This window comes from Oceaniglobus roseus (assembly GCF_002869745.1).
Taxonomy (GTDB): Bacteria; Pseudomonadota; Alphaproteobacteria; order Rhodobacterales; family Rhodobacteraceae; genus Oceaniglobus; species Oceaniglobus roseus.
The window spans coordinates 120,490-141,964 of sequence record NZ_PNOS01000001.1 but is presented as its reverse complement, the minus strand read 5'-3'; the positions used below and the strand labels follow the sequence as shown (position 1 = coordinate 141,964).

At 68.5% G+C, this 21,475-nt stretch carries 19 protein-coding genes; 11 read left to right on the top strand and 8 right to left on the bottom strand.

The window, feature by feature from the left end:
• Window positions 1-9 precede the first annotated feature (9 nt).
• The 3 genes from hemW to rph are packed head-to-tail and all read right to left on the bottom strand — an operon-like array spanning window position 10 to window position 2,478.
• Window positions 10-1,167, bottom strand: a complete 1,158-nt coding sequence (hemW, locus tag A7B20_RS00665) for a radical SAM family heme chaperone HemW (RefSeq protein WP_102106613.1) — start codon at window positions 1,165-1,167, stop codon at window positions 10-12.
• Entirely contained in the window at window positions 1,160-1,771 is a 612-nt protein-coding gene (gene rdgB, locus A7B20_RS00660) for an RdgB/HAM1 family non-canonical purine NTP pyrophosphatase (RefSeq protein WP_102106612.1), read from the bottom strand. The genes hemW and rdgB overlap by 8 nt, the downstream gene beginning before the upstream one ends.
• Window positions 1,768-2,478 (bottom strand): ribonuclease PH, encoded by a 711-nt coding sequence (gene rph / locus A7B20_RS00655; RefSeq protein WP_102106611.1) that lies wholly within the window; start codon window positions 2,476-2,478, stop codon window positions 1,768-1,770. Before rph ends, rdgB begins: the two co-directional genes overlap by 4 nt.
• 116 nt (window positions 2,479-2,594) lie before the next feature.
• On the opposite strand from rph, the gene hrcA reads away from it, so the two are divergent.
• Both hrcA and A7B20_RS00645 read left to right on the top strand, forming a co-directional pair.
• On the top strand, window positions 2,595-3,659 hold the full coding sequence (gene hrcA, locus A7B20_RS00650; protein ID WP_102106610.1) for a heat-inducible transcriptional repressor HrcA: 1,065 nt from the start codon (window positions 2,595-2,597) through the stop codon (window positions 3,657-3,659).
• Window positions 3,660-3,671: 12 nt separating this feature from the next.
• Window positions 3,672-4,274, top strand: a complete 603-nt coding sequence (locus A7B20_RS00645; RefSeq protein ID WP_102106609.1) for a nucleotide exchange factor GrpE — start codon at window positions 3,672-3,674, stop codon at window positions 4,272-4,274.
• Window positions 4,275-4,277: 3 nt separating this feature from the next.
• Here the strand turns inward: A7B20_RS00645 and mutS are convergent, their stop codons facing one another.
• Window positions 4,278-6,926 (bottom strand): DNA mismatch repair protein MutS, encoded by a 2,649-nt coding sequence (gene mutS / locus A7B20_RS00640; protein WP_245866437.1) that lies wholly within the window; start codon window positions 6,924-6,926, stop codon window positions 4,278-4,280.
• A gap of 61 nt (window positions 6,927-6,987) precedes the next feature.
• Window positions 6,988-7,650: a peptide-methionine (S)-S-oxide reductase MsrA gene (msrA, locus tag A7B20_RS00635; protein WP_102106607.1), complete on the bottom strand. Its 663-nt coding sequence runs from the start codon at window positions 7,648-7,650 to the stop codon at window positions 6,988-6,990.
• Window positions 7,651-7,780: 130 nt separating this feature from the next.
• Between msrA and A7B20_RS00630 the strand changes: the two genes are divergently transcribed.
• The gene (locus A7B20_RS00630; protein ID WP_102106606.1) at window positions 7,781-8,500 is read left to right on the top strand and encodes a sulfotransferase-like domain-containing protein; all 720 of its coding nucleotides are present in this window, start codon (window positions 7,781-7,783) and stop codon (window positions 8,498-8,500) included.
• A 215-nt stretch (window positions 8,501-8,715) separates the two neighbouring features.
• Here A7B20_RS00630 and A7B20_RS00625 read toward each other — a convergent pair whose 3' ends face one another.
• Complete coding sequence (locus A7B20_RS00625; RefSeq protein ID WP_102106605.1) at window positions 8,716-9,939, bottom strand: argininosuccinate synthase; 1,224 nt, start codon at window positions 9,937-9,939, stop codon at window positions 8,716-8,718.
• 103 nt (window positions 9,940-10,042) lie between these two features.
• Here A7B20_RS00625 and ilvA point away from each other — a divergent pair, with 103 nt between their 5' ends.
• The gene (ilvA, locus tag A7B20_RS00620; protein ID WP_102106840.1) at window positions 10,043-11,290 is read left to right on the top strand and encodes a threonine ammonia-lyase IlvA; all 1,248 of its coding nucleotides are present in this window, start codon (window positions 10,043-10,045) and stop codon (window positions 11,288-11,290) included.
• A 5-nt stretch (window positions 11,291-11,295) separates the two neighbouring features.
• Here the strand turns inward: ilvA and A7B20_RS00615 are convergent, their stop codons facing one another.
• A complete protein-coding gene (locus A7B20_RS00615) occupies window positions 11,296-11,622 on the bottom strand; it encodes an Hpt domain-containing protein (RefSeq protein WP_102106604.1) in 327 nt (108 codons plus the stop codon).
• A gap of 121 nt (window positions 11,623-11,743) precedes the next feature.
• Here A7B20_RS00615 and A7B20_RS00610 point away from each other — a divergent pair, with 121 nt between their 5' ends.
• Entirely contained in the window at window positions 11,744-13,051 is a 1,308-nt protein-coding gene (locus tag A7B20_RS00610) for a PP2C family protein-serine/threonine phosphatase (protein ID WP_102106603.1), read from the top strand.
• On the opposite strand, the gene A7B20_RS00605 is transcribed toward A7B20_RS00610, so the two are convergent.
• On the bottom strand, window positions 13,033-13,476 hold the full coding sequence (locus tag A7B20_RS00605; protein ID WP_102106602.1) for an NUDIX domain-containing protein: 444 nt from the start codon (window positions 13,474-13,476) through the stop codon (window positions 13,033-13,035). The two genes, A7B20_RS00610 and A7B20_RS00605, sit on opposite strands and share 19 nt — an antisense overlap.
• A 104-nt stretch (window positions 13,477-13,580) precedes the next feature.
• Here A7B20_RS00605 and hslO point away from each other — a divergent pair, with 104 nt between their 5' ends.
• From hslO to A7B20_RS00575, 6 genes are all read left to right on the top strand, one after another.
• Entirely contained in the window at window positions 13,581-14,597 is a 1,017-nt protein-coding gene (hslO, locus tag A7B20_RS00600) for an Hsp33 family molecular chaperone HslO (RefSeq protein WP_102106601.1), read from the top strand.
• Window positions 14,584-15,186 carry a CoA pyrophosphatase gene (locus A7B20_RS00595; RefSeq protein ID WP_245866434.1) on the top strand — a complete coding sequence of 201 codons (603 nt, stop codon included), beginning with the start codon at window positions 14,584-14,586 and terminating at the stop codon, window positions 15,184-15,186. Before hslO ends, A7B20_RS00595 begins: the two co-directional genes overlap by 14 nt.
• Complete coding sequence (locus tag A7B20_RS00590; RefSeq protein ID WP_102106600.1) at window positions 15,183-16,328, top strand: CCA tRNA nucleotidyltransferase; 1,146 nt, start codon at window positions 15,183-15,185, stop codon at window positions 16,326-16,328. Before A7B20_RS00595 ends, A7B20_RS00590 begins: the two co-directional genes overlap by 4 nt.
• A 62-nt stretch (window positions 16,329-16,390) precedes the next feature.
• Window positions 16,391-18,229, top strand: a complete 1,839-nt coding sequence (locus tag A7B20_RS00585; protein WP_102106599.1) for an ABC transporter ATP-binding protein — start codon at window positions 16,391-16,393, stop codon at window positions 18,227-18,229.
• A 126-nt stretch (window positions 18,230-18,355) separates the two neighbouring features.
• Window positions 18,356-20,188, top strand: a complete 1,833-nt coding sequence (locus A7B20_RS00580; RefSeq protein ID WP_102106598.1) for an ABC transporter ATP-binding protein — start codon at window positions 18,356-18,358, stop codon at window positions 20,186-20,188.
• 47 nt (window positions 20,189-20,235) lie between these two features.
• Window positions 20,236-21,465, top strand: coding sequence for a class I SAM-dependent RNA methyltransferase (locus A7B20_RS00575; protein WP_102106597.1), 1,230 nt, complete (start codon window positions 20,236-20,238; stop codon window positions 21,463-21,465).
• Window positions 21,466-21,475: the final 10 nt, after the last annotated feature.

The following is a 21,475-nucleotide window of genomic DNA, read 5'->3' as shown; positions in this document are numbered from 1 at the left end:
GCAGGGCGGTCAGGCCGTCAGAAGCTCGCGAAGGATCGCGTTCAACAGGGGGCGGCCCTTCGGCGTAGTGCTGAGCGTATCGCCCTCGATCGCGATAAGTCCGTCTGCGGTCAGGCGTTCCAGCACGACCGGATCGAGGGGCGTTTCCCCCAGCCGATGGAATCGGCTGATCGAGACGCCCTCGGCCAGTCGCAAGCCCATCATCAGGTATTCGACGGCCTGATCCGCAGGCAACAGCGGCTCGCGGGTTTCGGCGGGCGTTCCGGCGCGGGTGCCGTGCAGCCAATTGCCGGGCTGCCGTTCGGTGCTGGTGGCCCATCGCTGCCCGTCCAGCGTGATCCGGCCGTGAGCCCCCGGGCCGATGCCGACGTAATCGCCGTAGTGCCAGTAGACGAGGTTGTGCAGGGACTCGGCCCCGGGCCGGGCGTGGTTGGAAACCTCGTATGCCGGAAGGCCCGCGGCGGCGCAAAGCTCCTGGGTCACGTCGTAAAGGTCGGCGCCCAGATCCTCGTCCGGGAGGCCCTTCAGCAGCCCGCGCGCATGGCGGTCGCCAAAGGCCGTGCCGGGTTCGATCGTCAGCTGGTACAGCGAAAGGTGGTCCGGCGACAGGTCAAGCGCCCGGGTCAGCTCGGCCCGCCAGTCTTCCATGCTCTGCCCTTGCCGGGCATAGATCAGGTCGAAGCTGACGCGGTCGAAGATTCCGCGGGCAACGTCGTGGGCGCGCAGCGCTTCCTCGACGCTGTGGAGACGCCCCAGCGCCTTCAGGTCGCGGTCGTTCAGGGCCTGGATCCCCATGGAGATGCGGTTGACCCCGGCCTCGCGATAACCGCGGAAGCGCCCGGCCTCGACGGATGTCGGGTTGGCTTCCAGCGTCACTTCCAGGGTGTTCGCCGTCGGCCAGCCCGCGCGGGCGGCATCGATCAGCGCGGCCACGACCTGGGGGTCCATGAGGCTGGGCGTGCCGCCGCCGAAGAAGATCGAGTTCAGCGTGCGCCCCGGCAGCAGCGCGGCGTATCGGCGAAGTTCCGACACCAGCGCCTCGCCCCAGGCGGCCTGGTCGACCCGGGCGGCGACATGGCTGTTGAAATCACAATAGGGGCACTTCGACTGGCAGAAGGGCCAGTGGATATACAGCCCGAAACCTCCGGCTTGCCAGTCTTCAGGCAAAGCAGCCCGCCACGAGTTTCCGGAAGGCGTCGGCCCGGTGGCTGATGCGGTTCTTTTCCCAGCGGTCCATCTCGCCGAATGTTATATTATAACCATCTGGCTGGAAGATGGGGTCGTAGCCGTGGCCCTGTTCGCCGCGCATCGGCCAGACGACCTGGCCGGGCATCACGCCGAGAAACACCTCGTCATGCCCGTCCGGCCAGGCCATGACGAGGGTGCAGCAGAAACGGGCGGTGCGCGGGAAGGGGGCGTTGATGGCTTCCAGCCGCTTGTGCGTCTTGGTCATCGCCATCACGAAATCGCGTCCGTTGGGCGTTTCCGCCCAGTCCGCGGTATAGACGCCGGGGGCGCCGTCCAGCGCGTCGATCTCGATCCCCGAGTCGTCGGAAAGCGCGATCATCCCCATGGCCTTCGCGGCGGCATGGGCCTTGATCCGCGCGTTCTCGACGAAGGTCGTGCCGTCCTCCACGGGTTCGGGCAGGCCCTTGTCCGCGGCGGACAACACCTCGACGTCGAACTCGGAAAGGAGGTCGGCGATCTCTTCCAGCTTGCCGCGGTTGTGGGTGGCGACCAGCAGCTGACCGCCGGGGAAGCGGCGGGTCATGCCACCGCGGCCTTCTGCGCAGCGACCAGATCCTGCATCCCCTTCTCGGCCAGCCCCAGCAGCTCGTCCATCTCCTCGCGCGAGAAGGTGGCGCCCTCGGCCGACATCTGCACCTCGATCAGCCGCCCCGCGCCGGTCAGCACGAAGTTACCGTCGACCCCGGCCTCGCTGTCCTCGGGATAGTCGAGGTCCAGCACCGGCTGTCCGGCGTAAAGCCCGCAGGACACGGCGGCGACGTGGTCGATCATCGGGTCGGTGACGATATCGCCCGCCTTCATCAGCTTGTTGACCGCCAGTCGCAGCGCGACCCAGCCGCCGGTGATCGACGCGCAGCGGGTGCCGCCATCGGCCTGGATCACGTCGCAGTCGATGGAAATCTGCCGCTCGCCCAGGGCCACGCGGTCGACGCCCGCGCGCAGGGCGCGGCCGATCAGCCGCTGGATCTCCTGCGTGCGGCCCGACTGGCCGTTCTTCGCCTCGCGCCGCATCCGGGTGTGCGTGGCGCGCGGCAGCATTCCGTATTCCGCCGTCACCCAGCCCAGACCGGTGTTCTTCAGGAACGGCGGAACCCGTTCCTCCAGCGAGGCGGTGCACAGCACATGGGTGTCGCCGCACTTGATGAGGCAGGACCCCTCGGCATGCTTCGTGATGCCGGTTTCTATTGAAACGGGGCGCATTTCATCCAATTTACGGCCAGACGGGCGCATGGGCTTTCCTTTGCTGTTCGCGGTGGTGATACTCACCCCGGCCCGGCCCGTGCAACCCCGATTGACGGGCGCCGAGAGGCAAGCTCAAGTACCGCAAGATCCGGAGGCGCGACGCGATGTCCGAGGGTGCGAAAATCCTGGAGCAGATGAACGACCGGTCCCGCGAGGTGTTCCGGCGCGTGGTCGAAGGCTATCTGGAATCCGGCGAACCGGTGGGCTCGCGCACCCTGACGCGGACGATGTCCGAGAAGGTGAGCGCCGCGACGATCCGCAACGTGATGCAGGATCTCGAATACCTCGGCCTGCTGAACAGCCCCCACGTCTCGGCGGGCCGCATCCCGACGCAGCAGGGACTTCGGATGTTCGTCGACGGGCTGCTGGAGATCTCCGACCTGACCGAGGACGACCGCACCCGGATCGACTCGACCCTGGGGCGCAAGGGCAACGAGGGCGGCAGCCTGTTCGACCGCGTCGGTGCCGCGCTGTCCGGCGCGACCCACGGGGCCAGCGTGGTGCTTGCGCCGAAGCACGAGGCGCCGATCAAGCACCTGGAGTTCGTCAGCCTTGCCGCCGACCGTGCCCTTGTGGTGATCGTCTTCGCCGACGGCCATGTCGAGAACCGGATCTTCATGCCGCCCGCGGGCCAGACGCCGTCCTCCATGCGCGAGGCGGCGAATTTCCTGAACGCACTGGCCGAGGGCAAGACGCTGTCGGCCCTGCGCGCCAGCATCGCGAAGGAGATCGCGGCACGGCGGCGCGAGCTTGACGTGCTGGCGGCGGACCTGGTCGAAAGCGGGCTGGCGATCTGGGAGAACGAGGGCGAGCGTTACGAGCGGCTGATCGTGCGGGGCCGCGCCAACCTTCTGGGCGGCACGACCGAGGCGGAGGACCTGGAGCGCATCCGCATCCTGTTCGACGATCTCGAGCGGAAGCGCGACATTGCCGAGTTTCTGGAACTCACCGACGAAGGCGAAGGCGTGCGCATTTTTATCGGCTCGGAGAACAAGCTTTTCTCACTTTCGGGTTCCTCTCTGGTGGTTTCTCCATATATGAACGCTGACCGAAAGATCATCGGAGCCGTGGGCGTGATCGGTCCGACCCGCCTGAATTACGGGCGGATCGTCCCGATCGTGGACTACACGGCGCAAATGGTCGGCAAGCTGCTGACCGATCAAGGCTGACTGGGATAAGACATGGCGAAAGCTGACGAAGACATCGAAAGCGCAATCGAAGAGCTGCTGGCCGGTGACAACGCGGACCCCGCGAAGAAGCCCGAGCCCGAGCTGTCGCTTGACGAACTGGCCGAGGGCGAGCCCGAGGACCTGACCGCCGAGATCGAGGCGCTCAGGGCCGAGCGCGACCAATACCGTGACCGCTTCATGCGGGCCCTGGCCGATGCCGAGAATGCCCGCAAGCGGTCCGAGCGTGACCGCAAGGAAGCCGAGAACTACGGCGGCTCGAAGCTGTCGCGCGACATGCTGCCGGTTTTCGACAACCTCAAGCGCGCGCTGGAAGCGATCACCGAGGAACAGCGGGCCGCCAACGCCTCGCTGATCGAGGGGATCGAGCTGACGATGCGCGAACTGATCTCCGTCTTCTCGAAGCACGGGATCGAGGCGATTACGCCCGAAATCGGCGAGAAGTTCGATCCGAAGCTGCACCAGGCCATGTTCGAGGCGCCTGTGCCCGGCACCAAGGCGGGCGACATCATCCAGGTGATGGCCAACGGTTTCATGCTGCACGACCGCCTGCTGCGCGCGGCGCAGGTCGGCGTCAGCTCCACGCCGAAGTCCTGAGTTTCAGGTCATCGCCTTCAGCTCGTAGATGAGCTTCAGGGCGTCCATCGGGGCCAGTTCGTCCGGGTGCACATCCTTCAGCCGTTCCACCACCGGCGAGGGTTTCACCGGTGCGGGCGGCGGGGCAGGGGGCACCGCGGCGAAGAGCGGCAGATCGTCGATCAGCGCCGCCTTCTTGCCGCCGCCTTCGCGCTCCCCCTTTTCCAGAGCCTCCAGCACGATACGCGCCCGCGTCACCACCGTGTCGGGCAGGCCCGCCAGACGCGCGACCTGCACGCCGTAGGACCGGTCGGCCGAGCCCTTCCTGACCTCGTGCAGGAACACCACCTCGCCGTTCCATTCCTTGACCGCGACGGTGGCGTTCTGGGCATGGTCCAGCTTCTCGGCCAGCTGTGTCATCTCGTGATAGTGGGTCGCGAACAGCGCGCGGCAGCGGTTCACGTCGTGCAGGTGCTCCATCGTGGCCCATGCGATCGACAGGCCGTCATAGGTTGCCGTGCCGCGCCCGATCTCGTCGAGGATCACCAGCGCGCGGTCGTTGGCCTGGTTCAGGATCGCCGCCGTCTCGACCATCTCGACCATGAAGGTCGACCGCCCCCGCGCCAGGTCGTCCGCCGCGCCGACGCGGCTGAAGATCTGCGACACCAGCCCGATCCGCGCCTCGGTCGCGGGCACGAAGCTGCCCATCTGCGCCAGGAGCGCGATCAGCGCGTTCTGGCGCAGGAAGGTGGACTTGCCGGCCATGTTCGGACCGGTCAGCAGCCACAGCGCCGCCGGATCGTCCGCGCCTGACAGGGCGCAGTCGTTGGCAATGAACGATCCCTTGCCCTGCTTCCTCAGCGCCAGTTCGACCACCGGGTGCCGCCCGCCCGTGATCTCGAAGGCGCGGCTGTCCTCGACCCGGGGGCGGCACCAGTCCTCGCCCCGCGCGAGGTCGGCCAGCGCCGTCATGACGTCGATCTGCGCCAGCGCGGCGGCGGTGGCGCCGATCGCATCGGACCGGTCCAGAATGGCCTGCCGCAGGCTGGAAAAGAGACATTTCTCGATCTCCAGCGCCCGGGCGCCCGCGTTCAGGATCTTCGTCTCCATTTCGCTCAGCGGCACGGTGGTGAAGCGCACCGCGTTGGCCGTGGTCTGGCGGTGGATGAAGGTGTCGTTCAACGGCGGGGACAGCATCCGGTCGGCATGGGTCGCCGTCGTCTCGATGAAATAGCCCAGCACGTTGTTGTGCTTGATCTTCAGCGCGTTGATCCCGGTCTCTGCGACGTACTCCGCCTGCATCCGCGCGATCACCCCGCGCCCCTCGTCCCTGAGCGTCCGCGCCTCGTCCAGTTCGGCGTCGAAGTCTTCGGCGATGAACCCGCCGTCGCGAACCAGCAGCGGCGGCTCGGCGATCAGGGCCCGGTCCAGCAGGGCGATGAGCTCGTCATGGCCGCCTAGCGCATCCACCGCCTCCTGCAGCATCGGCGGCAGGTCGGCCCCCGCGGTGTGCGCTCCGATCACCAGCGCCCGCTCCAGCCCGGCCCGGAGCGCGGCCAGATCCCGCGGCCCGCCCCGGTCCAGCGCCAGGCGGGACAGGGCGCGGTCCATGTCCGGCACCCGCCGCAGCTCGCTTCGCAGCGTTTCCGCAAGGTCCGCCTGTTCCACGAGAAACGCCACCGTCTCGAGCCGTCCCTCGATCACCTCCAGTCGCCGCGACGGGCTGCTCAGCCGCCGTTCCAGCAGCCGCGCGCCCCCGGCGGTGAGCGTCCGGTCGATGGCGGCCAGAAGCGATCCCTCGCGCCCCCCCGACAGCGCGCGGGTCAGTTCCAAGTTGCGCCGGGTCGCCGCGTCGATCTGGAGCACGCCGTCCGCCGCCTCCCGCACCGGCGGGCGCAGGAGAGGCAGTTTGCCCTTCTGGGTGATGTCGAGGTAATCGGCCAGCGCCGCCATGGCAGAGATCTCGGCCCGCCCGAAACTGCCGAAGGCGTCGAGCGAGCCGACCCCGAAAATCCCGCAGAGCCGTTTCGCCCCACCTGTGCTGTCGAAACTGCCCCTCCCCAACGGCGTCAGCGCCGCGCCTGCGTCCCTCACGATCTCGGCCAGCTCCAGCTCCTGCGCGTCGGCCACGATCACCTCGCGCGGGGCCAGACGCGCCAGTTCTGGACCCAGGCGCACGGGCGGGCAGGGCATCACCCGGAACGCGCCGGTGGAAATGTCGGACCAGGCCAGCGCACCCTCGCCGCGGATGTCTGCCCAGGCGGCCAGGAAGTTGTGCCGCCGCGCCTCCAGCAGGCTGTCCTCGGTCAGGGTGCCGGGCGTGACCAGCCGCACCACCTCGCGCTTGACCACGGATTTCGAGCCGCGCTTCTTCGCCTCCGCGGGGTCCTCCATCTGCTCGCAGACGGCAACGCGGAAGCCCTTGCGGATCAGCGACAGAAGATAGTTCTCGGCGGAATGGACGGGCACGCCGCACATCGGGATGTCCTGTTCCAGATGCTTGCCGCGCTTGGTGAGGGCGATGTCCAGCGCCTCGGCCGCGGCCACGGCATCGTCGAAGAACATCTCGTAGAAATCGCCCATGCGGTAGAACAGCAGGGCATTCGGGTACTCGGCCTTGATGTCGAGATACTGCGCCATCATCGGTGTGACGGCCGCACTGGCAGTGTTCATGAAGCCCCCGGGACGAACCGGGGGCAGCTTATCCAGCGGGGCAGGGGGACGAAAGCCGAAATCAGGAGGCGAAGGGTGCCGCCGAGCCCCACAGCTCCTTCACACGCTGGTCGCGCCCGCAGGCGTCGCGGTATTTCTTGTAGGCGGATTTCTTGGTCTGCGGCCCGAAGCGCGTCAGGATCAGGTCGCCCTTCTTGTAGTAATCCTGATGGTACTCTTCCGCGGGATAGAAGGGCGCCTCGTCCAGCACCGGCGTCACGATCTTCCGGCCCAGCTCCTTCTGCGCCTGCGCGATCGCAGCCTCCGCCGTCTGCCGCTCGCTGGCGTTCTCCACGAAGATCGCGGTACGATAGCTGTCGCCGCGGTCGCAGAACTGGCCGCCCGCATCGGTCGGATCGACCGAGCGCAGGAACAGGTCGACGAGTTGCCGGAAGTCCACCTGGGCCGCGTCGTAGGTGATCTTCACCGCCTCGTAGTGACCGGTGCCGCCTTGGCTGACCTGCTTGTAGGTCGGGTTGGCGACGCTGCCGCCGGTGAACCCCGACTCGGCCGAGATCACGCCATTCACCTTCTCGAAGTCCGCCTCGACGCACCAGAAGCAGCCGCCGGCCACCACCAGCGTCTCGCGCGGGGCGGCCTCGGCCCGGACGCAGTTCAGGGCCAGGGCCACGAGGATGGCGCAGCCGAGGATCAGCGGTTTCAATCTCTGGTAGGTCGCTAACATCTTTCTCTCCCATGCTGTGGCGGAATGATGTTGCTCCGGCCTGCATGTGGCAACACAACGACGGGTGAGGTCACACAAGGGTGACAGGTGTTTCAGCCCGGCAGGCTGCCGGTTTCGAAGGAGAGACGTCATGCGGATCGCGATGTGGTCGGGGCCCCGGAACCTCTCGACGGCGATGATGTACGCCTTCGGCGCCCGACCCGATTTCGCGGTTGTGGACGAGCCGTTCTATGCCGCCTACCTCGCCCGCACCGGCATCCGGCACCCGATGCGGGACGAGGTGATCGCCTCGCAGGACACCGATTCGGCCAAGGTCATCGCGATGCTGACCGGCCCGATCCCGGGCGGAAAGCCGCACTTCTACCAGAAGCACATGCCGCACCAGATGCCCGACGGTTTCGATTACGGCTGGGCCAGGGAGATGCGCCACGTCTTCCTCCTGCGCCATCCGGCGCGGGTCGTGGCGAGCTATGCGCAGAAGGCCGAGAACCCGACGCCCGAGGACCTGGGCTTTCCCCAGCAGGAGGCCCTGTTCGACCGGCTGGCCGGGATGGGCGCGACTCCGCTCGTCATCGACAGCGAGACGATCCGCGCCGATCCCGCCCCGGCGCTGAAGGCGCTGTGCGCCGCGCTCGGCCTGCCATGGGATCCTGCGATGCTGCACTGGCCCGCGGGAGGGCATCCGGCGGACGGGGTCTGGGCAGCGCACTGGTACGGCGCGATCCACCGCTCGACCGGGTTCGCAGGGCCGGAGGGGCCACTGCCGGACCTGCCCGAGCATTATCGGACGCTCGCCCGGTCGGGCATGGGGGGCTACGAAAAATTGCGCGCTCTTGCCCTGAAAATCTGAAGCCGTCCGAAACTCTGCCGCGGCCTTTTCGTGAATGCAGATGTATCGGGCAGCTTTCGACGCAGGACACGAAGGGGCGGCCCGAGCGCAAGCCGTAACGCTTGCGGGTCGGGGGGAGACCGCCAAGCGATCCTCCCGACCATCGGCGGGCCATTCCGGTCTGCCCTGGCCCGGATCGCAGCCCCCCTGACGATCCGGGTCTTCCGCCGCCGGGGTTACTTCCCCCCGGCGCGGCGGTTCCGGTTCGAGATCAGCTTGAGACGCAGCGCGTTGAGCCGAATGAACCCGGCCGCGTCCTTCTGGTCGTAGGCGCCGGCGTCGTCCTCGAAGGTCACGTGGGCCTCGGAATAGAGCGAGCGGTCCGACCACCGCGCCACCACCCGTGCCGAACCCTTGTAAAGCTTCACGCGAACCGTGCCGCTGACATGTTCTTGGCTCTTGTCGATCAGGGCCTGCAGCATCTCGCGCTCGGGGCTGAACCAGAAGCCGTTGTAGATCAGCTCGGCATAGCGCGGCATGATCGAATCCTTGAGGTGCCCCGACCCGGAGTCGAGCGTGATCTGCTCGATCCCCCGGTGCGCCGCCAGCAGGATGGTGCCGCCCGGCGTCTCGTAGACGCCGCGCGACTTCATGCCCACGAACCGGTTCTCCACCAGGTCGAGGATGCCGACGCCGTGCTTCGCGCCAAGCTCGTTCAGCTTCGTCAGGATCGTTGCCGGGCTCATCGCCTCGCCGTCGATGGCCACGGCATCGCCCTTCTCGAAGGTGATCTCTACCATCTCGGGCGCGTCCGGCGCGTCCTCGGGCCGGGTGATGCGCTGGAGGACGTATTCCGGCGCTTCCTCGGCGGGGTTCTCCAGCACCTTGCCTTCGGAGGAGGTGTGCAACAGGTTCGCGTCGACCGAGAACGGCGCCTCGCCGCGCTTGTCCTTGGCGATCGGGATCTGGTTCTTCTCGGCGAAGTCCAGCAATTTCGTCCGGCTCTGCAGCGTCCACTCCCGCCACGGCGCGATCACCCTGATGTCGGGGTTCAGCGCATAGGCGGCGAGTTCGAACCGCACCTGGTCGTTGCCCTTGCCGGTCGCCCCGTGGGCCACCGCATCGGCGCCCTCGGCCTCGGCGATCTCGACCAGCCGCTTCGAGATCAGCGGCCGCGCGATGGAGGTGCCGAGCAGATACTCGCCCTCGTAGAGCGCATTGGCCCGAAACATCGGGAAGACGAAGTCGCGCACGAACTCCTCGCGCAGGTCCTCGATGTAGATGGACTTCGCCCCCATCTGCTCGGCCTTCTTCCTCGCGGGCTCCAGCTCCTCGCCCTGGCCGAGATCGGCAGTGAAGGTCACCACCTCGCAGCCGTACTCCGTCTGGAGCCATTTCAGGATGATCGAGGTGTCGAGACCTCCGGAATAGGCCAGAACCACTTTCTTCGGGGCGTCCATCGTCATCTCCGTGCGAAGTCAAACGCCGCGGGCGTAGCGGGAATTGACCCCAAGGGCAAGCACGCCGCTTGCGTGCGGGCCCTGCATGGGCGACATCGGGAAGATGGACGATTTCGCAGACACCGCCCTTGCCACCACCGCCCGGATGCGCGGCCTGTTCCCGGCCACGCCGCTCCAGCGCAACGACTTCCTGTCGGCCCGCTACGACGCCGACATCTGGCTGAAGCGCGAGGACCTGTCGCCGGTCCGCTCCTACAAGATCCGCGGCGCCTTCAACGCGATGCGCAAGGTCCGGGCCGAGAACCCGGACCAGGACCTGTTCGTCTGCGCCAGTGCGGGCAACCACGCGCAGGGGGTGGCCTTCGTCTGCCGCCATTTCGACGTGAAGGGCGTGATCTTCATGCCGGTGACCACGCCGCAGCAGAAGATCGGCAAGACCCGCACCTTCGGCGGCGACAACATCGAGATCCGGCTGGTCGGCGACTATTTCGACGACACGCTCGCCTCGGCCCAGGCCTTCTGCGCCGAGGCGGGCGGGCACTTCCTGTCGCCCTTCGACGACGAGCACGTGATCGAGGGACAGTCGAGCGTCGCGGTCGAGATCCTGGCCGACCTCGACGCGCCGCCCGACCTCGTCATCATGCCGGTGGGCGGCGGCGGCCTGTCCTCGGGAATGACGCGGTATTTCCGCCTGATGTCGCCCGGGACCGCGCTGGTCTATGTCGAGCCCGCGGGCGGGGCCAGCCTGACCGCGGCGCTGGCCGCGGGTGAACCCGTCACGCTGCCGAAGGTCGATTCCTTCGTCGATGGCGCCGCGGTCGCGCGGATCGGACAGCGCACCTTCTCCGTCCTGTCGGGCGTTCCGCCCGAAGACGTGCTGACGGCGCCCGAGGATCGCATCTGCATCACCATCCTCGAGATGCTGAACGTCGAGGGGATCGTGCTGGAGCCGGCCGGGGCGCTGTCGATCAACGTGCTGGACGACCTGGCCGAGCGGATCCGCGGCAGGCGCGTGGTCTGCGTCACCTCCGGCGGCAACTTCGATTTCGAACGCCTGCCCGAGGTGAAGGAACGCGCGCAACGGTTCTCGGGGGTGAAGAAGTATTTCATCCTCCGCCTGCCGCAGCGTCCCGGGGCGCTGCGCGATTTCCTGGAAATGCTGGGCCCCGACGACGACATCTCGCGCTTCGAGTACCTGAAGAAGTCCGCCCGCAACTTCGGATCGGTCCTGATCGGGATCGAGACGAGTTCCGCGGCGAACTTCACCACCCTTCTGGCCAAGCTCGACGCGGCCGACTTCGTCTACCAGGACATCACGTCGAACCAGACCTTGGCGGAGTTCCTGATCTGAAGCGGTCAGACCCGTGCGGCGAGATCGGCAAGGAACCGGCGCCGCGATTCCCCGTAGACGTCGCGCAGCTGCGTCAGGAGCGCCGGGTCGAAGCGACCCTCGCGCGATGCGGCTTCGCCCTGCTGGCAGAGGTCGGCGAAATGGCGGAAGCCGAGGTTCAGCGCGCTGCCCTTCAGGTAATGCAGCTGGGCCGCGATGGCCTCGGGCGGGGCGCCGCCGTCGAGCCTGCCCACCGCCTCGTCCACCTCGGCAAGGAACAGGGTCACGACCTCGTCGAAATCATGCTGACCGACGTCGTCCCGCAGTTGCGCAATCCTCGCCCATTCGATCATGCCGCGCCTCTTTGTCCCGTGGCGCAGCCATAGGCGGCGCGGCCTAAGAAGCGGTTAAGCGGCGACGAAAAGATCGGCCGTCATTCACACTATCTTAGCGGCGCTGCGCGATGACAGCGCCATGGATATCGAGAGCATTCACGACCTTGTCGATGCCGCCGGTTCCGCGCCGACGCCCGGCGCGGCGGCGGACGCGATCGAACGTGTCCTGGTCGTGGACGACAGCACCCTGCAGCGCCGCATCCTCACCGCGATGCTGCGCCGCTGGGGATTCGACGTGTCGGAGGCCCCGTCGGGCGAGGCTGCGCTGGCGCTCTGCGATGTCCACGCCTTCGACCTGATCATCTGCGACTGGATGATGCCCGGCATGTCCGGCCTCGACTTCTGCCGCGCCTTCCGCGCCCGGCGGCAGGACCGCTATGTCTATTTCATCCTCCTCACCTCGAAGTCCGAGAAGGACGAGGTGGCGAAGGGGCTGGAAAGCGGCGCCGACGATTTCGTGACCAAGCCCGTCAGCGGCGAGGAACTGCGCGCCCGCATCGCCGCCGCCGCCCGGATCATGAAGAACGAACGCGAGTTGTCCGAGAAGAACCGGACGATCACCCGCGCCTATGCCGAGATCAAGGCGCTCTATGCCGCGGTCGACCGCGACCTGAACGAGGCGCGCAAGCTCCAGCATTCGCTCCTGCGCGACCGGCACGCGGACTTCGGCACCGCCACCGCGTCGTTCCTGCTGCGCTCCTGCGGTCATGTCGGCGGCGACCTGGTGGGCCATTTCCGGATCGACGGCGCGCGGATCGGCCTGTTCGCCCTCGATGTCTCGGGCCACGGCATCGCCTCGGCGCTGCTGACGGCGCGGCTTGCCGGCTATCTCTCGGGCAGCGCCCGCGACCAGAACATCGCCCTGCGCCGCACCGGCCCCGACAGCTTCGTCGCCCGCGACCTGGTGGAGGTGGCGGGCGAGCTGAACGAGATGATGCTGTCGGACCTCGACACCGAACACTACTTCACGATGGTGCTGGCCCATGCCGATCTGGCCACCGGCCGGGTCGACCTGCTGCAGGCCGGCCATCCCTATCCGATGGTCCAGCGCGCGACGGGCGAGGTCGAACTCGTCGGCCAGGGCGGGCTGCCCATCGGGTTGGTCCCCGATGCGCCGTTCGAGGTGTGCACGGTCCGGCTGGCCCCGGGCGACCGGCTGCTGCTGGCCTCGGACGGGATCACCGAATGCGCCGACGAGACCGGGCAGATGCTGGGGGAGGACGGGCTGACCGGGTTCCTGAAGGCCAGTGCCGATCTCGGCGGCGAGGCCTTCTTCCAGGCGCTGCTCTGGGACCTTGCGGCCTTCACCACCTGCGAGGAGATGGCCGACGACGTGTCGGGCATCCTGCTGGAATACCGCGGACCGCCTCAGCCGCCCCGTCGGTAGTGTCGCAGGAACTCCGCGTCGCCGGGGTTGCCGAGATGCGCGTCGGCCGTGCCGAGGTCCATCCAGACGGCGCTGTGCCCCGGCTCGCCTGGCGGCCCGTGGGGACGGACGGGGCGGGCGACGTAGATGTGGCACAGCTTCTCGGCGAAGCGGTCGTATTCCGGCATGTAGGCGAAGCGGCGGAAGGCGCCGATCCGCCGCGGCGCCGCGATGCGCCAGCCGGTTTCCTCGAACACCTCGCGGTGCAGGGCGGCCAGCGGCGATTCTCCCGGGTCGATCCCGCCACCGGGCAGCTGGAACTCGGGCTCGGGCGCAGCCTGGAAAGTCAGCAGCACCGAGCGGCCCAGCGGAAGGATCGCGTAAACGCCGGGGCGCAGGCCATAGCGGCGGCCACGCTCCGGCACATCGCCATACCGTCTGATCATGGCTGTCTCCCGCTCCGCGTCCGGTGGTTGCCCGGTGGTTGGACGTTACGTTGCCGTCCCTATATAGTCGCGGTATGCCAACGCGAAGCGCGTAAGGAAACCCCATGACCATTGGATCGACGATCGCCTGGGACGATACCGTCCTGCCCTTCCAGCTTGACCGCAGCGACATCCGGGGACGGGTCGCGCGCCTTGACGGCGTGCTCGACCAGGTTCTGGAGCAGCACGATTATCCGCCCCAGGTCGAGGCGCTGGTGGCCGAGATGGCGCTGCTGACCGCGCTGATCGGCCAGACGATCAAGCTGCGCTGGAAGCTCTCGCTGCAGGTCCGCGGCGACGGGCCCGTGCGCCTGATCGCAACCGATTACTACGCTCCCGGCGACGACGGGGCGCCGGCCCGCGTGCGCGCCTATGCCAGCTACGATGCCGAACGGCTCGATCCCGGCCGGGCGCCGTTCGACCTGATCGGCAAGGGCTATTTTGCGCTGCTCCTCGACCAGGGCGCGGGCAACGTCCCCTACCAGGGGATCACGCCCATCGCGGGCGGATCGCTGTCGGAATGCGCGCAGACCTATTTCGCGCAGTCCGAGCAGCTGCCCACCCGCTTCGCCCTCAGCTTCGGGCGCAACTCGGCGCCCGGCCAGGCGGAAAGCTGGCGCGCGGGCGGCGTGATGCTGCAGCACATGCCCAAGGCCTCTCCCTTCGCCACCGGCGGCGGCTCGGGCGAGGAGGGGCTGCTGGAAGCGCAGGACATCCTGGACGCCGACGAGGCCGAGAACTGGCTGCGCGCCAACACGCTGCTCGACACCGTGGACGAGCTGGAGCTGATCGGCCCCTCGGTCCAGCCGACCGAGCTTCTGGTGCGGCTGTTCCACGAGGAGGGGCCGCGCGTCTTCGACGCCCAGTCGGTGAAGTTCGGCTGCAACTGCTCGGAACAGAAGGTGCGCGACAGCCTGTCGATCTACTCGGCCCGGGACATCGGCACGATGACCACCGACGACGGCGTCGTGACCGCGGATTGCCAGTTCTGCGGCGCGCATTACGAGTTCGACCCGAAGACCCTGGGCTTCGAGGCCGAAACCGGCCCGGAGGGCGAGGCCGCTGGCGATGGCGCCGAGTGACCTGCGCGCAAGGCTGATGGCGGCGCTGGAGCGTGACTCCGGCGCCTCTTCCGACTTCGACCTGAACCCGGCCACCGTCCTGCCCGAGGGGCGCAAGCTGCGCGGCGCGGGGGTTCTGGCCGGGATCCTCGACGGGGATGCAGGGCCGCAGCTGGTGCTGACCAAGCGGTCCTCTGTGCTGAAGCACCACCCCGGCCAGATCGCCTTTCCGGGCGGCAAGGTCGAACCGATCGACCCCGACGCCACCGCCGCCGCGCTGCGGGAGGCGCAGGAAGAAATCGGGCTCGACCCCGCCAACGTCGAGGTGCTGGGCACCCTGCCGCCGCACGAGACGGTCACGGGCTTCACCATCACCCCCGTCATCGCCCTGATCCGCGCCGAGTTCACGGCCGTCGCCGAACCCGGCGAGGTGGCCGAGGTGTTCCGCGTGCCCCTCGCCCATGTCACGGACCCGGCAAACTACATGGTGCAATCCCGCCACTGGCGCGGCACCAGACGGCACTATTACACCGTGCCCTACGGTCCCTACTACATCTGGGGCGCGACGGCGCGGATCCTGCGCGGCCTCGCTGCCCGCATGGCCGGATGACCCGCCTCTCCGGCCCTTGGCTGAAGCATCCGGGCACGCAGGGCGTGCTGCGCGCGCTGGAGGAGGCGGGCCATCCCGCCTATCTGGTCGGCGGCTGCGTCCGCGACGCGCTGATGGGACGGCCCATCGGCGATCTCGACATCGCCACCGCCGCCCGCCCCGAGCGGACCACCGAAATCTGCGAGGCCGCGGGGCTGAAGGTGATCCCGACGGGCATCGACCATGGCACCGTCACCGTCATCGCCGGGGGCGTGCCCCACGAGGTCACGACGTTCCGCCGCGATGTCGAAACCGATGGCCGCCACGCCGTCGTCGCCTTCACCGATGCCATGGCGGAGGATGCGTCGCGCCGCGATTTCACCATGAACGCGCTCTATGCCACCCGCGAAGGAACGCTGCACGATCCGCTGGACGGCCTGCCCGATCTTCGGGCGCGCCGCGTCCGCTTCATCGGCGAACCCGCGCAGCGCATCGCCGAGGATCACCTGAGGATCCTGCGCTTCTTCCGCTTCCACGCCTGGTTCGCCGAACCGTCCGAAGGGCTGGACCCCGAGGGTCTTGCCGCCTGCGCCGCCGCGGCGGACGGCATCGACGCCCTGTCGCGGGAAAGGATCGGCGCCGAGATGCTGAAGCTCCTTGCCGCGCCCGACCCGGCGCCGGCCGTCGCCGCCATGGCGCAGGCCGGCATCCTCTCCCACGTCCTGCCCGGCGCCGACCCGAAGCCGCTCGCCCCCCTCGTCCACCTCGAAGCGGGCACCGCGCCCGACCCGATCCGCCGTCTCGCGGCGCTGGGTGGCGGCGACGCACCCGAGCGCCTGCGCCTCTCCCGCCAGCAGACGACGCGGCTGGCGCTGCTGTGCGACCTCGCCGGGAACGTGACTAGCGCGGCGGAAATGGCGTGGCGCCATGGCGCGGACACCGCGCGCGACGCGGCCCTCCTGCGTGCGGCCCTTCTGGAGCAACCGCTGCCGGAAGGACTCGACACCGACATCGCCACCGGCGCCGCCGCCACCTTTCCGGTCAAGGCACAGGATCTGATGCCCGCCTACCAGGGCAAGGCGCTCGGCGACCGCCTCCGCACCCTCGAGGCCCGCTGGATCGCCTCCGGTTTCCGCCTGGGTCGCGACGAGTTGCTGAACTGACACCAAGGTTTGCCAACCTGCCACACCCGGCATATATCCGGCTCTCAGGAAGGCGCCCTCCGATGTTCCGCTTCTTCGAAAACCTGGTCGATCCTTATACGCCGTATGAGGAAACCGACGCCCCGCCGACCCGGCTCTGGCCGTTCATCCGGTCGTATTCGCAGCCCTTCCGCCGCCTCTTCGCCGTGACCGCCGTCACGTCCGTCGTCGTCGCCACGGTCGAGATCGGGCTGATCGCCTACATGGGCCGCGTCGTCGACCTTCTGACCGGAAGCCCGGCCGAGGTATGGACCTCCCACGGCACCGAGTTCATCCTCGTCGCCCTGTTCATCCTGCTGATCCGCCCCGCGCTGCAATTCCTGAACATCTCGCTTTTGAACAACGCGATCCTGCCGAACTACACCACTGTCTATCGCTGGCGGGCGCACCGCCACGTCCTGCGCCAGTCGGTCGGCTGGTTCGAGAACGACTTCGCGGGCCGCATCGCCAACCGCGTGATGCAGGCGCCCCCCGCGGCGGGCGAGGTGGTGTTCCAGGCCTTCGACGCCATCACCTTCGCGCTGGCCTACCTCGTCGGCGCCGCGGTGCTGCTGACCGACGCCGATCCGCGTCTGGTGCTGCCGCTGGTCATCTGGTTCTGCCTCTACGCCGTCCTGATGCGCTGGACGATCCTGCGCGTCGGCCCCGCCAGCCAGGCCGCCTCGGACGCGCGCAGCGCGGTGACGGGGCGGGTGGTGGACAGCTACACCAACATTCACTCGGTCAAGCTCTTCGCCCAGAACGATACCGAGGTGAGCTATGCCCGCGACTCGATCGAACACGCGCGGCAGACCTTCAGCCGCGAGATGCGCATCTTCACCGTGATGGACGCCTCGCTCGTCGCGCTGAACGGGCTGCTCATCATCGGCGTCGTCGGCTGGGCAATGTGGCTCTGGGCCGCCGGAACCGCCTCGGTCGGGGTCGTCGCCGCCGCCACGGCGCTGGCGCTGCGGCTCAACGCCATGACCGGCTGGATCATGTGGGCGCTGACCACCTTCTTCCGCAACCTCGGCATCGTCGCCGAAGGGATGCAGACAATCGCCCAGCCCGTCACCCTCACCGACAGCCCCGGCGCGAAGCCCCTGACGCTGACCGAGGGCCGGATCGAGCTGAAGGGCCTGACCCACCATTACGGCCGCGAGGCCGGTGGGCTGGAGAACCTGAACCTCACGATCCGGTCGGGCGAGAAGCTCGGCATCGTCGGGCGGTCGGGCGCCGGCAAGTCGACGCTGGTGAAGCTGCTGCTGCGCTTCTACGATCCCGACGGCGGGCAGATCCTGATCGACGGGCAGGACATCACGAAGGTCAGCCAGGATTCCCTGCGCCGCGTGATCGGCATGGTCCAGCAGGACAGCTCGCTTCTCCACCGCTCGGTGCGCGAGAACATCCTCTACGGCAACCCCGGCGCCACCGAGGCGCAGATGCTGGCCGCGACCGAAAAGGCCCACGCCCACGACTTCATCCTCGACCTCGAGGATCCCGAGGGACGCCGCGGCTTCGACGCGCAGGTGGGCGAACGGGGCGTGAAGCTGTCGGGCGGGCAGCGGCAGCGGGTGGCGCTGGCCCGGGTGATCCTGAAGGACGCCCCGATCCTCGTGCTGGACGAGGCGACCTCGGCGCTCGACTCGGAAGTCGAGGCGGCGATCCAGGATACGCTTTACGACATGATGGAGGGCAAGACGGTGATCGCCATCGCGCACCGCCTGTCCACCATCGCCCACATGGACCGGATCATCGTCATCGACGACGGCCGCATCGCCGAACAGGGCAGCCACGAGATGCTGCTGGCGAAGAACGGCCTTTACGCGGGCTTCTGGGCGCGCCAGTCGGGCGGCTTCATCGGCACCGAGGCGGCGGAATAGATCCAGCCTGTTGCCGGACGGAAAACCGCGCTTAGATCGTACGACAAGAGGACCGCGCAAGGCCGCGGTCCGGACGCGCCCACCCGGCGGGATCCCGACGACAGACACCGCAGAGTGAGTGCCGCAATGCAGCGTTTCGCAGACCTGATCGACGCCTTCCGCCCGGCCCCCGGCCCGCCGCCGCAAAGCCTGATGGCGTTCTTTCGCTGGAACCTCGAAGGGTCGTGGAAATGGCTCTGGATCGCGGGGCTGCTCTCGGCCGCCGCCGGTACGGCCGAGGTCGTCACCGCGATCCTGCTCGGCCATGTCATCGACGCCGCGCTGGCGACCGGGGCCGCCACCTTCTTCTCCGACAACGTCTGGATGCTGATCGGCGTCGCCGCCTTCTTCATGGTCGCGCGGCCGGTTCTGTTCGGCCTCTCCGCCGCCTCCAACGCGATCATCGTCGGGCCGAACGTCAATCCGCTGGTGCTGACCCGCCTGCACCGCTGGACGCTGGGGCAGGCCGTCACCTTCTTCGACGACGACTTCGCGGGCCGCATCGCGCAGAAGCAGATGCAGACCAGCCGGGCCGTCACCGACGTGGCGACCGAAGTCATCAACGTCGTCTTCTTCGCGCTCGCCTCGCTGGTTGGCTCGGCGCTTCTGCTGACCTCGATCAACGGCTGGGTGGCGCTGGCGCTGGTGCTCTGGGTCGCCGTCTACATCTGGATGATCCGCTGGTTCATGCCGCGGATCCGCACCCGCTCCATGGCACGGGCGGCGAGCCGCGCCATGGTCTCAGGGCAGGTCGTGGACACGATCACCAACATCAAGACGGTGAAGCTGTTCGCCCATGCCGATCACGAGGACCGCGCGGCGATCAACGCGATCAGCAGTTTCCGCGACAAGGTGATCCACTTCGGCGTCATGGCCTCGGGCTTCCGCATCTCGCTGATGACGCTGGCGGGGATCCTGCCGGTGCTGCTGGTGGGCGGCACGCTGTACCTCTGGTCGCTCGGCACCGCCACGGCGGGGGACATCGCGGCGGCGGGGGCCATCGCGATCCGCATCGCGCAGATGACCGGCTGGGTCAGCTTCACGCTGATGTCGATCTACGCCAGCGTGGGCGAGGTGGAGGACGGGATGAACACCCTGACCCCGCCCCACACCCTGACCGACCCCGAGGACGCGGCCGAACTGCAGGGCGACGGGCCGATCCGGTTCGACCATGTCAGCTTCTCCTACGGGCGCGACATCGGCGGGATCGAGGACATCGACCTGACCATCGCCAAGGGCGAGAAGATCGGGATCGTCGGTGCCTCGGGGGCGGGCAAGTCCACGCTGGTCGCGCTGATGCTCCGGCTCTACGACGTCGAGAAGGGGGCCGTCAGCATCGCCGGGCAGGACGTGCGCCACGTCACGCAGGAAAGCCTGCGCCGCCGGATCGGCATGGTCACGCAGGAAACCGCGATGTTCAACCGCTCGGCCCGCGACAACATCCGCTACGGCAATCCCGACGCCACCGACGCCGAAGTGATCGAGGCCGCGAAGCGTGCCGAGGCGCACGAGTTCATCCTGCAGCTTCAGGACTTCAAGGGGCGCACCGGGTACGACGCCCATCTGGGCGAGCGCGGCGTGAAGCTCTCGGGCGGGCAGCGGCAGCGCATCGCGCTGGCCCGCGCGATCCTGAAGAACGCCCCGATCCTCGTGCTGGACGAGGCGACCTCGGCGCTCGATTCCGAGGTCGAGGCGGCGATCCAGACCGCGCTGGAGCGGGTGATGGAGGGCAAGACCGTGCTCGCAATCGCGCATCGGCTCTCGACCATCGCGCGGATGGACCGCATCGTCGTGCTGGAACAGGGCCGCATCGTCGAGGAGGGCACCCACGACGACCTTCTGGCGAAGAACGGGATCTACGCCCGCTACTGGCACCGCCAGTCCGGCGGCTTCGTCAGCTTCCAGGACGCGGCGGAGTAGGCGCGCGCCCCATTGCTCCCGGCTGCGACAGGCCCTAATCCGCCGCCATGACCCATACCATCGAACGTCTCGGCCACCTTGGCGACGGCATCGCGCCGGGCCCCGTCTACGCCGCCCGCACCCTGCCGGGCGAGGTGATCGAGGGCGAGGTGGCCAAAGGGCGCATCGCCGCGCCCCGGATCCTCACGCCCTCGCCCGAGCGGGTCGCGCCGCCCTGCCGCCATTACGGCGCCTGCGGCGGCTGCGCGCTGCAACACGCCTCCGACGCCTTCGTGGCAGGATGGAAGCGCGAGGTGGTGCAGACGGCACTGGCCGCGCAAGGAATCGAGGCGGAGGTCGGCGCGCCGCTGACCTCGACCCGGAACAGCCGCCGCCGCGCCACGCTGTCGGGTCGGCGGACGAAGAAGGGCACGCTCGTCGGCTTCCACGGCCGCGCCTCGGGCACGATCACCGAGATTCCGGGCTGCACGCTGCTGCACCCCGACCTGCTGGCTGGGCTTCCCGCCTGCCATGCGCTGACCCTCGCCGGGGCCTCGCGCAAGGGCGAGATGGCGCTGACGCTCACCCGCTCGGACACCGGGCTGGACGTCGCCGTCACCGGGGGCAAGCCGCTGGACGCCCAGATGCGGATGGAACTGGCGCAGATCGCGGGACAGCACGACCTGGCCCGCCTGAGCTGGGAGGGCGAGCTGATCGCCGGGGCCCGTCCGCCGGTGCAAGGCTTCGGCGTCGCCCGCGTCGCCCCGCCGCCCGGCGCCTTCCTGCAGGCGACGGCGGAGGGGCAGGCGGCTCTGACCGACGCCGTGCGCCGGATGGTCGGCCCGGCGAAGACCGTGATCGACCTCTTCGCGGGCTCCGGCACCTTCGCACTGCCCCTCGCCGAATCGGCCGAGGTCCATGCCGTCGAGGGCGACCGAGCCATGCTGGACGCGCTGGATCGCGGCTGGCGCACCGCCACCGGCCTGAAATCCGTCACGACCGAGCCGCGCGACCTGTTCCGCCGTCCCCTCCTGCCCGACGAGCTGTCCCGCTTCGCCGCCGCCGTGATCGACCCGCCCCGCGCCGGGGCCGAGGCGCAGGTGCAGGAGCTGGCCCGCGCCGCTGTCCCCACCATCGCCGCCGTCTCCTGCAATCCCGTGACCTTCGCCCGCGATGCGCGGATCCTGCTGGCGGCCGGGTACACCCTCGGCCCCGTCACCGTCGTCGACCAGTTCCGCTGGTCGCCCCACGTGGAGCTTGTGGCCGCCTTCCGGCTTGCCCATATGCCGCAGCGGTAACGATGGAGAC

Bases quoted from the DNA above. Each gene is read 5' to 3' on its own strand.
- rph (WP_102106611.1), bottom strand. From the start codon at position 2,478: ATGCGCCCGTCTGGCCGTAAATTGGATGAAATGCGCCCCGTTTCAATA.
- A7B20_RS00575 (WP_102106597.1), top strand. From the start codon at position 20,236: ATGACCCATACCATCGAACGTCTCGGCCACCTTGGCGACGGCATCGCG.
- A7B20_RS00610 (WP_102106603.1), top strand. From the start codon at position 11,744: ATGGATATCGAGAGCATTCACGACCTTGTCGATGCCGCCGGTTCCGCG.
- A7B20_RS00625 (WP_102106605.1), bottom strand. From the start codon at position 9,939: ATGGACGCCCCGAAGAAAGTGGTTCTGGCCTATTCCGGAGGTCTCGAC.
- A7B20_RS00630 (WP_102106606.1), top strand. From the start codon at position 7,781: ATGCGGATCGCGATGTGGTCGGGGCCCCGGAACCTCTCGACGGCGATG.
- ilvA (WP_102106840.1), top strand. From the start codon at position 10,043: ATGGACGATTTCGCAGACACCGCCCTTGCCACCACCGCCCGGATGCGC.
- A7B20_RS00595 (WP_245866434.1), top strand. From the start codon at position 14,584: ATGGCGCCGAGTGACCTGCGCGCAAGGCTGATGGCGGCGCTGGAGCGT.
- mutS (WP_245866437.1), bottom strand. From the start codon at position 6,926: ATGAACACTGCCAGTGCGGCCGTCACACCGATGATGGCGCAGTATCTC.
- A7B20_RS00585 (WP_102106599.1), top strand. From the start codon at position 16,391: ATGTTCCGCTTCTTCGAAAACCTGGTCGATCCTTATACGCCGTATGAG.
- A7B20_RS00590 (WP_102106600.1), top strand. From the start codon at position 15,183: ATGACCCGCCTCTCCGGCCCTTGGCTGAAGCATCCGGGCACGCAGGGC.
- A7B20_RS00615 (WP_102106604.1), bottom strand. From the start codon at position 11,622: ATGATCGAATGGGCGAGGATTGCGCAACTGCGGGACGACGTCGGTCAG.
- hslO (WP_102106601.1), top strand. From the start codon at position 13,581: ATGACCATTGGATCGACGATCGCCTGGGACGATACCGTCCTGCCCTTC.
- A7B20_RS00645 (WP_102106609.1), top strand. From the start codon at position 3,672: ATGGCGAAAGCTGACGAAGACATCGAAAGCGCAATCGAAGAGCTGCTG.
- A7B20_RS00605 (WP_102106602.1), bottom strand. From the start codon at position 13,476: ATGATCAGACGGTATGGCGATGTGCCGGAGCGTGGCCGCCGCTATGGC.
- msrA (WP_102106607.1), bottom strand. From the start codon at position 7,650: ATGTTAGCGACCTACCAGAGATTGAAACCGCTGATCCTCGGCTGCGCC.
- A7B20_RS00580 (WP_102106598.1), top strand. From the start codon at position 18,356: ATGCAGCGTTTCGCAGACCTGATCGACGCCTTCCGCCCGGCCCCCGGC.
- rdgB (WP_102106612.1), bottom strand. From the start codon at position 1,771: ATGACCCGCCGCTTCCCCGGCGGTCAGCTGCTGGTCGCCACCCACAAC.
- hrcA (WP_102106610.1), top strand. From the start codon at position 2,595: ATGTCCGAGGGTGCGAAAATCCTGGAGCAGATGAACGACCGGTCCCGC.